Source organism: bacterium SCSIO 12741 (genome assembly GCA_024398055.1).
Lineage (GTDB): Bacteria > Bacteroidota > Bacteroidia > Flavobacteriales_G > Salibacteraceae > SCSIO-12741.
In genome coordinates, this window is record CP073749.1 from 2153920 (window position 1) to 2168834 (window position 14915).

At 44.9% G+C, this 14915-nt stretch carries 8 protein-coding genes and 1 pseudogene; 7 read left to right on the top strand and 2 right to left on the bottom strand.

Translation table 11 applies throughout. The features are described from left to right. The first annotated feature begins 46 nt into the window (after positions 1-46). The 3 genes from KFE98_09130 to KFE98_09140 all read left to right on the top strand — a co-directional run bounded on the left by KFE98_09130 (position 47) and on the right by KFE98_09140 (position 7806). On the top strand, positions 47-2242 hold the full coding sequence (locus KFE98_09130) for a histidine kinase (GenBank protein UTW64283.1): 2196 nt from the start codon (positions 47-49) through the stop codon (positions 2240-2242). Positions 2243-2244: 2 nt separating this feature from the next. Continuing rightward, complete coding sequence (locus KFE98_09135; GenBank protein UTW64284.1) at positions 2245-3003, top strand: response regulator transcription factor; 759 nt, start codon at positions 2245-2247, stop codon at positions 3001-3003. 330 nt (positions 3004-3333) lie between these two features. Next, positions 3334-7806 carry a T9SS C-terminal target domain-containing protein gene (locus tag KFE98_09140; protein UTW64285.1) on the top strand — a complete coding sequence of 1491 codons (4473 nt, stop codon included), beginning with the start codon at positions 3334-3336 and terminating at the stop codon, positions 7804-7806. Between the two features lie 99 nt (positions 7807-7905). Here the strand turns inward: KFE98_09140 and KFE98_09145 are convergent, their stop codons facing one another. Continuing rightward, positions 7906-8700 carry an alpha/beta hydrolase gene (locus KFE98_09145; GenBank protein ID UTW64286.1) on the bottom strand — a complete coding sequence of 265 codons (795 nt, stop codon included), beginning with the start codon at positions 8698-8700 and terminating at the stop codon, positions 7906-7908. Beyond that, positions 8700-9992, bottom strand: a complete 1293-nt coding sequence (locus KFE98_09150) for an aminopeptidase P N-terminal domain-containing protein (protein ID UTW64287.1) — start codon at positions 9990-9992, stop codon at positions 8700-8702. The genes KFE98_09145 and KFE98_09150 overlap by 1 nt, the downstream gene beginning before the upstream one ends. A 254-nt stretch (positions 9993-10246) precedes the next feature. On the opposite strand from KFE98_09150, the gene KFE98_09155 reads away from it, so the two are divergent. From KFE98_09155 to KFE98_09170, 4 genes and pseudogenes are all read left to right on the top strand, one after another. Next, entirely contained in the window at positions 10247-10927 is a 681-nt protein-coding gene (locus KFE98_09155; protein ID UTW64288.1) for a succinate dehydrogenase cytochrome b subunit, read from the top strand. 18 nt (positions 10928-10945) lie between these two features. Continuing rightward, a pseudogene (locus tag KFE98_09160) lies at positions 10946-12948 on the top strand (fumarate reductase/succinate dehydrogenase flavoprotein subunit). Positions 12949-12977: 29 nt separating this feature from the next. Next, positions 12978-13727 (top strand): succinate dehydrogenase/fumarate reductase iron-sulfur subunit, encoded by a 750-nt coding sequence (locus KFE98_09165; protein ID UTW64289.1) that lies wholly within the window; start codon positions 12978-12980, stop codon positions 13725-13727. Positions 13728-13754: 27 nt separating this feature from the next. Further along, positions 13755-14915, top strand: a complete 1161-nt coding sequence (locus tag KFE98_09170) for a methionine aminotransferase (protein ID UTW64290.1) — start codon at positions 13755-13757, stop codon at positions 14913-14915.

Sequence of the window (14915 nt, forward strand, 5' to 3'; positions counted from 1 at the left end):
TTGTTCATGTTTTTGAAATGTTCTAATTTGAACATCCATTCACGCCATGAATTCGCTTTCACACATATCTCTGGTCGGATGGCTTTTGTTGTTGGCTATTCCTTATGCCCAAGGGCAAGAGTCGCTCTTTACCCCATTTGGTAAGGACGATGGGATGGTGAGCAATAAAGTCTTTGACATTGAAGACGATGCCAATGGAAATCTCTGGTTTGCTACTGCCAATGGGGTGGCTAAGCTGGAAGGATTTGAATTCAAAAATTACGGCATTGAAAATGACTTTGGCGAGGAAGAATTGGTTGGGTTTACTACTTCTCCTGAAGGTGAATTGTGGTGCTATTCTTCCGAAGGTAAGGCCTACTGCCTGAAGAATGGAAGTTTTAAGGGGATTGCTCTTAACAACCAGTTGGCACAACAGGTATCCGCCCGGATCATCAACAGTATGGTGGTGGACAAAGGGCGTAATGTGTGGATTAGTACCGTGATTGGCGGTGGGCTCTGGAGAGTAGATTCACGGTCGAAGACAGTGGAAAATGTAGCGCATCTACTGACGGCCAAAAATGGTTATTTCATCCGCGAAATTGAACCCGGTTACTACGTATATGGATCTTCTCCAACGGTTGACGGTGACGATGAAGTAGTGCTTATGGCCGAGATGGCTGGAAAGAAAATGGAAATTCCACTCTCGGGAAAAACCAGTTTTGGAAAGAGCTGTTTTCTGAAATTAGAAGGAAGTGGATTCCTGTTTGCCACGGGAACTGAAATGGTTCACTTCAACGCCAATGGAGTTTTAGCTCGACTTTTCGTAGAAAAAAATATTGAATCCCTTTTGGAAGATAGCGAAGGGAAAATATGGATCGGTATGCAACAGGGTGGTGTGCTTTGTTTTCCTACGGGTGATATTTCCTCCATGAACCGAATCGAATATTTGGGTCGAAAGTCAATCACATCTATTAAAGAAGACCGAAGTAGAAACCTGTGGTTTGGAACTGCAAACAACGGTGTTTTTCACTTCAACCTCAACCCTCAAATAGTGTACTCCCAGCCCGTCTTGTCTCAGGGCGGAGACACCACAACCATTCGGTCTTCACAAGCCGTTCGGTTGGATAATCCCTCAGCCAGTTTGGCCCTGGGGGCAAATTTGAGAGATACCTTTCCGCCTCAAGTATTTTTTAGCAGTGTTCGTATCAATAACATCGACACGCTGGTGCAAGGTGAATACCAATTGCAGGCGGATCAAAATTTTCTGGAAATAAGCTTCGTAGGTAGTTCTCCGGGTAATCCATCCGGTTTATTTCAATACCGCTACCGAATGGAAGGAGTGGACAAAAAATGGATTTACACCAGCTCCAATCGGGTGCAGTATACCATGTTACCTCCGGGCTTGTACAACCTCCAGGTAGAGGCCATGAACAAAGATGGTATTTGGGGTAGAGAGCCGGCCGAATTAGGTTTCGTGATTCATCCTTTCTATTACCAGACCTTTTGGTTCAAAGCTTTGATGGTATTGCTGGTGATTCTGGTAATAGGAACAGGCATCATAATATATGTCCAAAACCTCCGAAGCCGGGTTAAGCAACGGAGTCAAATTGATAAGAAAATTGCTGACCTCGAATTGAAGGCTTTGAGGGCACAAATGAACCCTCATTTTATCTTTAATACCCTCAGTTCTATTCAGCATTATGTATCTGCCAACAACACCGAGGAAGCCCTTCGCTACTTGTCCAAGTTCGCCAAACTCATGCGGGTTATCCTGGACAACAGCAAGCGTAAAGAAATTCCTATAAAAGACGAGTTAAAGGCTATTACCCTCTACCTGGATTTGGAAAAATTGAGGTTCAAGGAGAAGTTTGACTATTCCATTATCGTAGACGAGGCTTTAGATACCCATTATGATCTGATCCCTTCCATGCTCATTCAGCCCTATTTGGAAAATTCCATTCTCCACGGCATCATGCACAAAGAAGGGAAAGGGCACATTGATGTGGGGCTCGTTCGGCAAAACGGACACATTATTTGTGTGGTTGAAGACGACGGAATCGGCCGTAAAAAGGCAGGCGATATACAGAAGAACAGGAACAAAAATTATAAGTCAGCGGGAATGTCCATTACCCGGGATCGACTGGAGATTATCAATCAGGTGAATGAAAGTAATCTGAGTGTAGAAGTCGAAGACCGGGAGAATGAATCAGTATCCGCTACAGGCACCCGGGTAAAGATATTTATACCCTTTAAAAACAACTGATTATGAAAAACGACAACATTCGAGTGATCATCGTAGACGATGAAGAAGGTGCAAGAGAATCACTGACCAACCTATTGGAAAAATACGTTGACGACGTTAAGATTATTGCTAAGGCAGAATCCATTGCTTCGGCCATGGAAAAAATCAATAAATACAAACCCGATTTGGTGTTTTTGGATATTGAAATGCCCTTTGGTTCCGGATTTGAACTATTGGAACGCATGCAGCCCATTGACTTCAATATCATTTTTGTCACTGCCTACGACCATTATGCCCTCAAGGCGATTAAGTTTTCGGCGCTCGATTACCTGCTGAAGCCAGTGGATATTGATGAGCTAAGAAAGGCGGTAGACAAGCATCGCGAAACCCGGGAAGCTGCACCTGCAGAAAGCTACCAGAATCTGGTCGAAAATCTACGTTCCGAGTCCACCGAAAGAAAGTTGGCAATTCCCGATAGTAACGGTATTATTTTCGTGAAAATCAGCGATATAATTCGTTGTGAGTCCGATGGGAATTACACCCGAATTTTTCTGAAAACAGGCAAAAAAATCCTGGCTTCCAAAACCCTGGGTGAATACGAGTCATTGCTGGAAAATGAATATTTCTACCGCGTTCATCGAAGCCATTTGATTAACCTGCAACACATCAAAAAATACCTCAAAGGTGAAGGTGGATATGTAGTTATGTCCGACGATTCCAAAGTAGACGTTTCGCGAAGAAAGAAGTCCGGCTTCATGGAAATGTTGGCCGAAATAAACTAGTTCAGAGTCGAGTCACGAGAAGCGAGAATCGAGGGGTGTGTTTTTATGACCGCGTCTCTTTCTCGCCTCTCGCTGCACTTCTGAATATCCCCCATCCTCATTCTCGTCTTCGTCCTCAAACGCTCCACCCGCCCTCGCATCTCGAGTCCAGCATCTCGCTCCTCGAATCCCGTCCTCGCTCTCGTCCTCGCATTTCGAGTCTCGCCTCTTCAAAAGCCGTTTAATCAAGACTGCTTACCGCTTATTTCCTAAACCCCTACGGTCGCCATTTTCCCAATTTTTCGGCCCTCCAAATAGGTAGTTTTACCTGGATTTTAAATTGCACAGGCCATGAAAAAACTCAACATTGCACTTTTGATTTGCCTCCTTTGTACAGGAGAACTTTTGGCTCATATTGATAAACCTACTGGTACACGTGGAGGGAAAAAGCCTCAATCGAGTCTGGCAGCCAACTGCGCGCCATCTTCTTCATTTGCCGAATTGAATATCAATAACACCCGGGCGATGATTCAAACTGGTGGTGATATGTGGTGGGACTTTACCAATGCCCAGTACGAAATTCCGAAGAATTCGGGTCACACGGCTTTATTTGCTGGAGCGCTCTGGTTGGGTGGGCGTGATATCTCCGGTCAGCTTAAAGTGGCTGCTCAGCGTTTCCGTGGTACAGGAGTAGATTTCTGGACCGGTCCGCTTAGCACTGTTGATGCTGAAATTGATCAAGTAACTTGTGCAGATTACGATGGTCATTACATAACAACAAGAAATGAAGTAGCTCAATTTGCTGCCTGGTATGAAGCCGGACAGGAAGATGCATTGAATGGAACTAACAAGCAGGCGACACTTTTCCCTGATTACTCCATTCCAAGAAGTATCATCGATTGGCCAGCTCACGGACGGAACTTTGAGCCTTACAACGAAGACTATTACCTGGCACCTTTCGTAGACCGCGATGGTGACGGAAACTATAACCCCGCTCAAGGGGATTATCCCGCTTACGATTTGAACAATGCCTCTGACTGTAAGGCTAAGATCATCAACATTTTTGGTGACCAAAACTTGTGGTGGGTATTTAACGATAAAGGAAACGTTCACACAGAAACTGGTTCTGGAGCCATTGGTATGGAGATCCGCGCTCAGGCATTTGGATTTGCTACCAACGATGAAGTGAACAACATGACATTCTACAACTACGAGTTGATTAACCGTTCAACCTTTACCTTGACCGAAACTTACTTCGGACAGTGGGTAGATGCTGACTTGGGATGTTCTCAGGATGACTACGTAGGTTGTGATGTTCAACGTGGATTAGGATTTGCCTACAACGGTGACAACCTTGATGAGGATTGCCGTGGTGCAACTGGATATGGATCCATTCCTCCAGCTATTGGTGTTGACTTCTTCCAAGGGCCATTCCAGGATCCTGATGGAAAAGATAACCCCCTTACCTTGAACTACTCTGAAGCCTTGGCTCAAGATGGTATTCCTTACGCTGGTATCGGTATTGGATATGGTGATGGAGTTATTGACAACGAGCGTTTCGGAATGAGAAAATTCTTGTACCACATCAACGATCCATCCAACGTTCGTGGAGACCCCAACAACGGTGTTGAGTACTACAACTACTTGCGTAGTATCTGGAGAGATGGTTCTCGTATGGTATACGGTGGTACAGGTCACGTTGGATCCGGCGGATCTATTCAGGCCGACTACATGTTCCCTGGAGATACTGATCCAGTAGGATGGGGTACAGGTGGAAATCCACAACCCAACTGGACAGAGGTAACTGCTGGTAACACTAAAGGTGACCGTCGATTCATGCAGAGTGCTGGTCCATTTACTTTGGAGCCAGGTGCGGTAAACAACATTACAGTCGGTGTAGTTTGGGCACGTGCAACCAATGGTGATCAGAATGAGTCTGTTGAAGTAATGCGTAAAGCAGATGATAAGACTCAGGCTTTGTTTGACAACTGTTTCCAGCTGTTGAACGGTCCTGATGCTCCGGACTTAACGATTCAAGAGTTTGAAAACAGATTGGTTCTTTACCTAAACAATACAATCGTTTCCAACAACTACAACGAAGAATACGAAGAGCAGGATCCGACGATCATTCCTCCAGATTCTTTTGGAACAGGTGCTGACAAGTACGCTCCTACTGCTGACGAGATCAAAGAATTTAAGACCTACCGTTTCCAGGGATACAAAATTTACCAGATCGTTGACAATACTGTTTCTCCATCCGACTTGGATAACATTGAGAAAGCTCGTTTGATTGCTCAGGTGGATATTAAAGACAGTGTATCTCGATTGACCAATTTTTACTTCGACTCTGATTTGGGAGTGGAAGTGCCAAAACTGGAAGTAGACGGCGAGAACGAGGGTATTCGTTCTTCTTTCGAAATTACCCAGGATGTTTTTGCAGAAGGTGATAACAAGTTGATTAACAACAGAGCCTACTACTTCATGGCGATTGCTTATGCCTATAACGGAAACTCCGTAGACAAACCTTATTTAGGTAGCCGTCAGTCTCCTACCGGAGCTATTTTGCCTATTCAGGGTATTCCTCACCGCATTACCATGCAGAACGGAGGTACAATCCTCAACTCTAAGTACGGAGATGGAGTAGTTCTGACCCGCGTGGAAGGAACCGGTAACGGAGGTAACTTCCTGGATCTTTCTGAGACTACCATCGAAGAGATTTTGGAAAATGGAAAAGCGGATGTTCTTACCTATGAAAGAGGTGAAGGCCCTGTTAACCTGAAGGTAGTAGATCCACTGAATGTGAAGAAAGGTGAGTACACCATCTGGTTTAAAGATACGGCTACTCCTGGTGACTTGACCGATGCTTACTGGTTGATTTCCGGAGATCAGTTAAAGGATACTCTACGTGCCACTCGTAGCATTGAAATTGGAAGCGAAATTCTACTTCCGGAATTAGGCTTAAGTATGAATATTGGTCAGGTAGGTGCTCCTGGATCGAAGGAGAATCTGGCTACCGATATGGGAGTGATTAGTGCTGAGGTTGTATTCAGTAACCCAAGCGATCCTTGGTTGTCTGGCGTGCCTGATCAGGATGGATTCTCTCAATTTAACTGGATTTTAAGTGGTACACAATCGACTCAAGACGAGGCTGGAACTCCGGCTGATGAATCTGCTTACGATGATTGGAACTACTGGCAACGCGAAAGATCCGATGGGTCCTTTACCAAGAATGGTCAAGGAATGGATGATGGACAAGTTTTTGAAGGGCTTATCGAAGGTGGAGTAGCTCCATTTAGAATGACTGCCTGGAAGTCACCTTCAGGTCCAGTACCTGGATTCTTGAATGCCAATGTAGAAGGTACGGTTCAGCGTTCTAAAAACCTTTGGAAGTACGACAACCGTAAGATTACGGACAGGTATGGTAATGATAGTGTTTGGTATCAATCCGTTGATGAATTGAACCAGAACAACCTGCTACACAGTGTGAACGTGGTATTTACCAATGATGAGTCCAAATGGACCCGCTGTCCGGTATTTGAAATGAGCAACTCCGCATCTGAATCAGAAGGTGGGGTAGTGATTCGCGGTCAGCTTCGTGATGCTCCTTCTGTTGATAAAGCTGGAAATTCGGCTGCTGAAGGTGCTGCACCATCGACTGATCCAAATGATCCCGCTTACATTGGTGGACGTGGTATGGGATGGTTCCCTGGTTATGCGATCGACCTGGAAACAGGTGAACGTTTGAACATGGCTTTCTCAGAAAACTCATACCTCATTGCTGAGAATGGACGCGATATGTTGTGGAATCCAACCTCTTCTTTGGTTGAAGGCCCACAAAACGAATTCCGTGCAGGGGGTATCCACTACGTATATGTATTCCGCAACAATGCCGTGGACGATGAAGTATTGCCTTATGGAGATTTTCCTGCAGGTGCTGCTTTTAACCCTCAATTGAACTTTATGTACAACCACGCAGCAAACCGGATGCCGGCTTATGATGCAGGCGCATGGATATACGAAAAAATGAAAGATGTGCGCGGTGTATTGGATGATTCAAACGCCGACGACGTGGATAAAATGAACCGCGCTTCTCAGGTGTTCCATGCCGGAATGTGGACTCTTTTCCCACGTTTGAATGAGAACCATAAATTGTTGACCTCTGATGTTACCGTAAAGCTGCGGGTTAATGTTCCTTATCAGAACTTAGGTGCTGGTGAAGAGTACTTGAGCCATGGCGATAAGCTGGAAGTAGGAAAAGAGTACTACGTGTCAGCAGGACCTGTTAAGCACGTTATTGATACGGCAACGGATTCTATCTGGTACCGAGGAGATGTATTTAGAGCGGCCTCTACAGAGTTTGGCTTGGAGTACGCTGACGGTCGTCCAGGAAATGACTCTACCAATGTTTTGATGGGTGAATTGCTTAATGCTGGTCGTCCGTTGTATAACTTCTCAACGAATGATCTGGCACCGAGCTTTAACAATTCTGAGTTGCTCGCTTCTGCTCTGGATGATATTCGAATAGTACCTAATCCTTACTATGCCTACTCTCGCTACGAGACGGATAAGATTGATACTCGGGTACGAATCATTAACCTGCCAAGAACAGTAAATGTGAAGATTTATACCGTTAATGGTACGCTCGTAAGAACCTTAAAGAAAGATGATGACTCCATTACCTTCCTGGAATGGGATTTGAAAAACCAGTCCAGAGTGCCCATTGCATCTGGAGTATATGTTATCCATGTAGAAGCTCCTGGAGTAGGAGAGAAAATCCTAAAATGGATGGGTGTAATGCGCCCGGTAGACCTGGATAACTTCTAAAATCGAAATGATTGTGAGTAAAGGCCCGTACTCCTGATTGTGTTCAGGTGCGGGCCTTTTTTATGCCTTCTGATTAAGGAAATGAGAAATCTCCGGTTCTTACCGGCAGCGGGTGCAGAATTTGGTGAGGATCTGCAATGATTCTTCGGGGCTTTCAAGATGCCCCATGTGTCCCGATTCTTTGACGACCACGCCTTCCACATCTTCAGATATGTTCATTTGCTCCTGTAGATCCTGGAGGTTAAAAACGGGATCCCACCTGCTTGCCACAAAAAGAATAGGGTAGGGCGGAAAGCGTAGCATGATTTCACGATTCGGCCTTCGTTTCATGCCCTCAAGTGCCGCGATGATTCCTTGAACTGGAAATTGAAGTGCTTCGTTTTTAGCTGCTGTAATCTCTGCTTTCAACGGACTTCTGAACTTATGCCTAAACAACAACGGGATGGCGGCTCGGATAAAAGTCTTTGGGTTCGTTTTTACCAATTCTATCGCTCGATCGCGATTGGCTTTCTTTTCATCCGAATCCCCTTTAGCAGAGCTATGAAATAAGCAGACTCCTTTAATGATATCAGGATACAAATCGGCCAAGGCCAGTGCCACATATCCACCCATAGAGTGACCAATGATTACCGCTTTTCGAAGACCAATTTCGTCCAAAACGGCTTTGACGGCGCCCGCCATCAAATCCATGGTATGGATGTATCCCAGACAATCAGATTCACCATGTCCGGGAAGATCTATGGTGATGACCTTAAATTTTTTAGACAATTCGGGGACCATCCCCTTCCACATGCTCGAGGATTCCAGAAACCCATGCAGCAACACCACATTTAGGCCGGATCCGGAAACGGAATACGATATACGACTGTTTCGGTAGCTAACGGACGTGGCCATTAAGCATTCATCAGTTCTTCAATGTGATCGGCTTCGATCGGAATGTCACCCATTAGATTTTTCGGTGCGCCAGATTCCTGAACGACCAAATCATCCTCAATTCGGATGCCCAGATTCTCTTCAGGAATGTAAATGCCAGGTTCACAAGTGAACACGTTTCCAGCTTGCATAGGCTCGGTCCAAGGACCAACATCGTGCGTATCTAACCCAATGTAATGGGAAGTGCCATGCATAAAGTACTTTTTATAAGCTGGCCAGGCAGGATCCTGGTTTTTGATATCTGTCTGATCAATCAATCCCAATCCAAGCAATTCGCTTTCCATTAACTTGCCCACTTCTACGTGGTAGTCAGTTAGGTAAGTGCCTGGAACGAGTAATTGCTCAGCTGCTTTTTTTACACGGAGAACAGCGTTGTAAACATCCTTCTGGCGTTGCGTAAATCGGCCATTCACCGGGAAGCAACGCGTTAAGTCGGATGCATAATTGGCGTACTCAGCACCAAAATCCATGAGGATTACATCCCCATCCTTACATTGCTGGTTGTTCTCGATATAGTGCAATACACAAGCATTGAATCCAGAGGCAATAATGGGGGTATAAGCAAATCCTTTAGAGCGATTGCGAACAAACTCATGGAGGATTTCGGCTTCAATTTCATATTCCCAAACGCCAGGTTTCAAAAAGTTGAGAACGCGTTCCACACCCTTGTGGGTAAGGTTACAAGCCGTTTGCATCAACTCAAGTTCTTCAGGTTCCTTCACCGAACGGATTTGGTGCATAATGGGAGCTGACTTGCGCATTTGATGAGCTGGATACTCCGCTTTGCACTTCTCAATGAAGCGATCTTCTCGAGTTTGCATTTCTGTATTAGCACGGAGGTGCTCATTGGTGTTAAAATAAATGGAGTCAGCCTGGGCCATCATGGCTTTGAAGTGGCGATCGAAATCCTGCAACCAAAAAACATTTTTGATTCCAGAGGTTTCAAAGGCCGTTTCTTTGGTAAGCTTTTCGCCTTCCCAGATTTTAATCAATTCCGAAGTTTCTTTCAAAAAGAGTACTTCACGGTAGTGTTCTTCATGGGCATCCGGAAACAAGACCAAAATGCTTTCTTCCTGATCTACACCTGATAAATGAAAGATGTCGCGGTGCTGCGTGAAGGGCAAAGTACTATCGGCGCTTACCGCAAAAATGTCGTTGCTGTTAAACACGGCAAGAGAACGGGGCTCCATTTGCTCTACGAACTTTTTACGATTCTTAATGAACAGATTTTTGGAGATAGGAAGATATTTCATGGTAAACGTATTTGATTAAGAGGGCCAAAAATAGCACACCAGAGCCAAAAAGACCCCGAAAGTCGCTACGGATTTAATCTCAGAAGAATCATTTGGAAAATGGATAAGCACAGTAAAGTGGTTTTTAGGAAAAGCCTTTAAACATTCCAAGTTATTTAGATTCATTCCAAACAATATTATTTGTTAATAGATTGTATTTCCAGAACCACGTAGCGTATAAATTTGTCCCTTCTAAACACGTGAAATTTACTGTTATGTCGAGTGTAAAAGGAATGACTTCGATAACCAGAAAGATTCTGATGGCTTTGTCCGGTTTCTTTTTGTTGATTTTCTTGTTGCAACATTGCGCTATTAACATGCTTTCGGTCATTTCGCCGGACATGTTTAATGAGGTGTCCCACTTCATGGGAACCAATCCTTTGGTTCAATTCGCCCTTCAGCCGGTATTGGCTTTTGGAGTTTTCTTCCACATTGGAATGGGGATGGTTCTGGATATGAAGAACAAAGGAGCCAGAAAGGTGAAATACGCGATGAACCGCCCGAGTGAAAATGCGAACTGGATGTCTCGCAACATGGTGATTACCGGATTAATGGTGTTGGCCTTTTTGTTGTTACACTTCGTTGATTTCTGGATACCTGAGCTTAACACCAAATTTATCGTGGGTGATATGTCAGGACTTAATGCCCATGGGGAATTCCGCTACTGGGAAGAGCTTCACCACAAATTTGCCAATCCAATCTGGACGGCCTTGTACAGTGTGGCTTTCGTATTTCTGTCATTGCACTTAATGCATGGTTTTCAATCGGCTTTTCAATCCGTGGGATTCCGCCACAGCCGTTACACTCCCATGCTTCAAAAATTAGGAAACATCTATGCAATCGTAATTCCCGCCGGATTTATCCTGATTGCAGTCTATCACTTTATTAACGCTTAATCGGAAAATCAGAAGATTATGACAAAATTAGATGCTAAGATTCCAGAAGGGCCCATTGCTGATAAGTGGACCAATCATAAGAATAACATCAATGTAGTTAATCCGGCGAATAAGCGTTTGATTGATGTGATCGTTGTAGGAACCGGATTGGCCGGTGGAGCAGCAGCTGCGTCATTGGCTGAGTTGGGTTACAATGTAAAAGCATTTTGCTTTCAGGATTCTCCACGAAGAGCACACTCTATTGCAGCTCAAGGGGGATTAACGCAGCAAAAAATTACCAAAATGATGGTGACTCTACTTACCGATTGTTCTACGACACGGTAAAAGGAGGAGACTACCGGGCTCGTGAAGCGAACGTCTATCGCTTGGCGGAGGTATCGGCCAACATTATTGACCAGTGCGTGGCTCAAGGGGTTCCTTTTGCCCGTGAATATGGAGGTCAGTTGGATAACCGTTCATTTGGTGGAGTATTGGTAAGTCGTACTTTCTACGCCAAAGGACAAACCGGACAGCAGTTGTTGCTCGGAGCTTATTCGGCCATGTCTCGCCAGATTTCCAAAGGGAAAATCACCATGTACAACCGTCACGAAATGCTTGACGTGGTTGTGGTGGATGGCAAGGCTCGTGGAATTATCGCACGTGACCTGGTTACCGGAGAAATTGAAAGACATTCAGCCCACGCTGTAGTGATTTGCTCGGGTGGTTATGGAAATGTTTTCTTCCTTTCCACGAACGCGATGGGATCGAATGCTACTGCTGCCTGGAAGATTCACAAGAAAGGAGCTTACTTCGCAAATCCATGCTACACCCAAATTCACCCGACCTGTATTCCACGTTCGGGAGATCACCAATCCAAATTGACTTTGATGTCAGAGTCTTTGAGGAACGATGGTCGAATCTGGGTTCCTAAGAAGATGGAAGATGTGGAAGCGATCCGTGCCGGAAAGCTTAAGCCTACCCAAATCAAAGAAGAAGATCGGGATTACTACCTCGAAAGAAGATACCCCGCCTTTGGTAACCTGGTTCCACGTGATGTGGCCTCTCGTGCTGCCAAAGAGCGATGCGATGCCGGATATGGAGTAAATAAAACAGGTGAGGCCGTTTACCTGGACTTTGCTTCCGCCATTATGCGCTATGGAAAGGAGAAAGCCCACGTAGAAGGGATGCACAATCCAAGCGATGAAAAAATTCGTGAGTTAGGGGAAAAAGTGGTTGAGGCCAAATACGGTAACCTCTTCCAGATGTACGAGAAAATCGTAGATGAAAACCCTTATAAAACCCCAATGATGATTTACCCAGCGGTTCACTATACCATGGGTGGAATCTGGGTAGATTACAACTTGATGACCACCATTCCTGGATGCTATGCTTTGGGAGAGGCTAACTTCTCAGATCACGGAGCTAACCGTTTGGGAGCTTCTGCACTGATGCAAGGATTGGCCGACGGTTATTTCGTCATTCCTTACACCATTGGTGATTACCTGGCCAATGATATTAGAACAGGACCTATTGCCAATGACTCTCCAGAATTTATGGAGGCCGAGAAGGAAGTAAAAGATCGATTGAACAAGTTCATCAACAACAACGGAAAACACTCGGTTGACTACTTCCACAAGCGTTTAGGAAAAGTGATGTGGGATAAAGTAGGAATGGCTCGAAACGAAAAAGGCTTGAAAGAAGCCATCGAAGAGATTCGTAAGATTCGCGAAGAGTTCTGGGCCGACGTTCGTGTTCCTGGGGACTTGAACAGCTTTAACCCTGAACTGGAAAAAGCCGGTCGTGTTGCCGATTTTCTGGAGCTTGGAGAGCTTTTCGCCATGGACGCACTTGAGCGTACAGAAAGCTGTGGAGGACACTTTAGAGAAGAATCTCAGACGGAAGAAGGGGAAGCCCTTCGCGATGATGAGAACTTTGCCTACGCCGCCGCTTGGGAATACAAAGGTGATCCTAAAGATGCCGTGGTGCACAAGGAAAACCTTGAATTCAAGGATATTGAACTGAAACAAAGAAGTTACAAGTAATAGCTACTGGCTACCTAATAGTTTGAATTATGGATTTAACACTGAAAATCTGGAGACAAAAAAACAAGGATGACAAGGGAAGCCTGAAAACGTATCAGGTAAAAGACGTTTCACCTGACTCTTCTTTTCTGGAGATGTTGGACGTGCTAAACGAAGACCTTGTTAATCAAGGGGAAGACCCAGTAGCTTTTGACCACGACTGCCGCGAAGGAATTTGTGGAATGTGCTCACTCTACATCAACGGGGAAGCTCACGGTCCTGACCGTGCGGTAACCACTTGTCAGTTGCACATGCGTAAGTTTAAGGATGGAGATACCATTTACATTGAGCCTTGGAGAGCGAATGCTTTTCCAGTAGTCAAAGACTTGGTAGTAGATCGTTCTTCATTCGATCGCATTATTCAGGCAGGGGGATTTGTGTCTACCAATACTTCAGGAAATACCTTGGATGCAAATGCCATTCCGGTGCCTAAGGAAGATGCTGATAAAGCATTCGACGCGGCTACTTGTATTGGTTGTGGTGCATGCGTTGCTACCTGTAAGAATGCTTCGGCCATGCTGTTTGTATCGGCAAAAGTTTCTCAGCTATCACTGCTTCCTCAAGGTCAAGTAGAGAAAAACGAACGTGTATTGAATATGGTCAATCAAATGGATCTGGAAGGATTCGGAAACTGTACCAATACCGGAGCTTGTGAGGTAGAATGTCCAAAGGGAATTTCGCTCGAGAATATTGCTCGAATGAACAGTGATTTCCTAATGGCCAGCCTCAAAAAAGGATAATCGGGTAAACCCTAAAACACCCTACTTATGAAGCCTGATTTTAACGGGAACATCAGGTCTAAACTGCCTCAGGCAGGAACCTCCATCTTTACGGTGATGTCAGCCCTATCGGCTGAGCACAAGGCCATTAATTTATCTCAGGGTTTCCCTGATTTTGAAGTGGATCCACAGCTCATTAAGTCGATAAATAAGGCCATGAAGTCTGGGCACAATCAATATGCCCCGATGCAGGGCTTGTTGTCATTGAGAGAGAGAATTTCAGAAAAAGTCGAGAAGCTTTACGGAAGAAGCTATCATCCGGATACTGAAATTACCATTACCGCAGGAGCTACTCAAGCCATTTATTCGGCCATTACCGCAGTGGTAGGAGAGGGTGATGAAGTGATTTTGTTCACTCCGGCCTACGATTGTTACGCACCAACCATTAAGCTCAATGGAGGAACGCCGAAATACATCCAACTTAAATCGCCAGACTTTCGCATTGATTGGGAAGAGGTGAAGCAGGCGGTGAATTTCAAAACCAAGCTCATCATCATTAATACCCCACATAATCCTTCTGGAACCATTTTGAGTCAGGAAGATATGCAGGCCCTTGAAAAAATAGTTTCAGGAACCGATATTCTGATCCTCTCCGATGAGGTGTACGAACACATTATTTTTGATGGGATAGAACATCAAAGCGTTGCTCGTTATCCAGGTCTTGCGGAAAGAAGTTTTGCCGTGTATTCTTTTGGTAAGACTTTTCACGCAACCGGTTGGAAAATGGGCTATTGCCTGGCTCCCTCCTTCTTAATGGAGGAGTTTAGAAAGATCCATCAGTTTCAAGTATTCGCTTGCAATCACCCCGTTCAGTATGGATTAGCTCAATACCTGGAAAACGAGGAGAACTACTTAAATGTGGCTCCAATGTACCAGGAAAAACGGGATCTCTTTTGTGAGCTATTAGAAGACTCAAGGTTTGTTGTAAGACCCTCTCAAGGGACCTACTTTCAGTTGTTGGATTACTCCCAAATATCGGATGAAGAGGATGCTGAATTAGCGGCAAAATGGACCGAAGAATTTAAGGTTTCGTCCATTCCTGTTTCCGTTTTCTACCACAATCCCATTCAGAATAAGGTGCTGCGATTCTGTTTTGCCAAACAGAATGAAACCCTGGAGCAGGCAGCCAAAATCCTTCGGAAAATATAA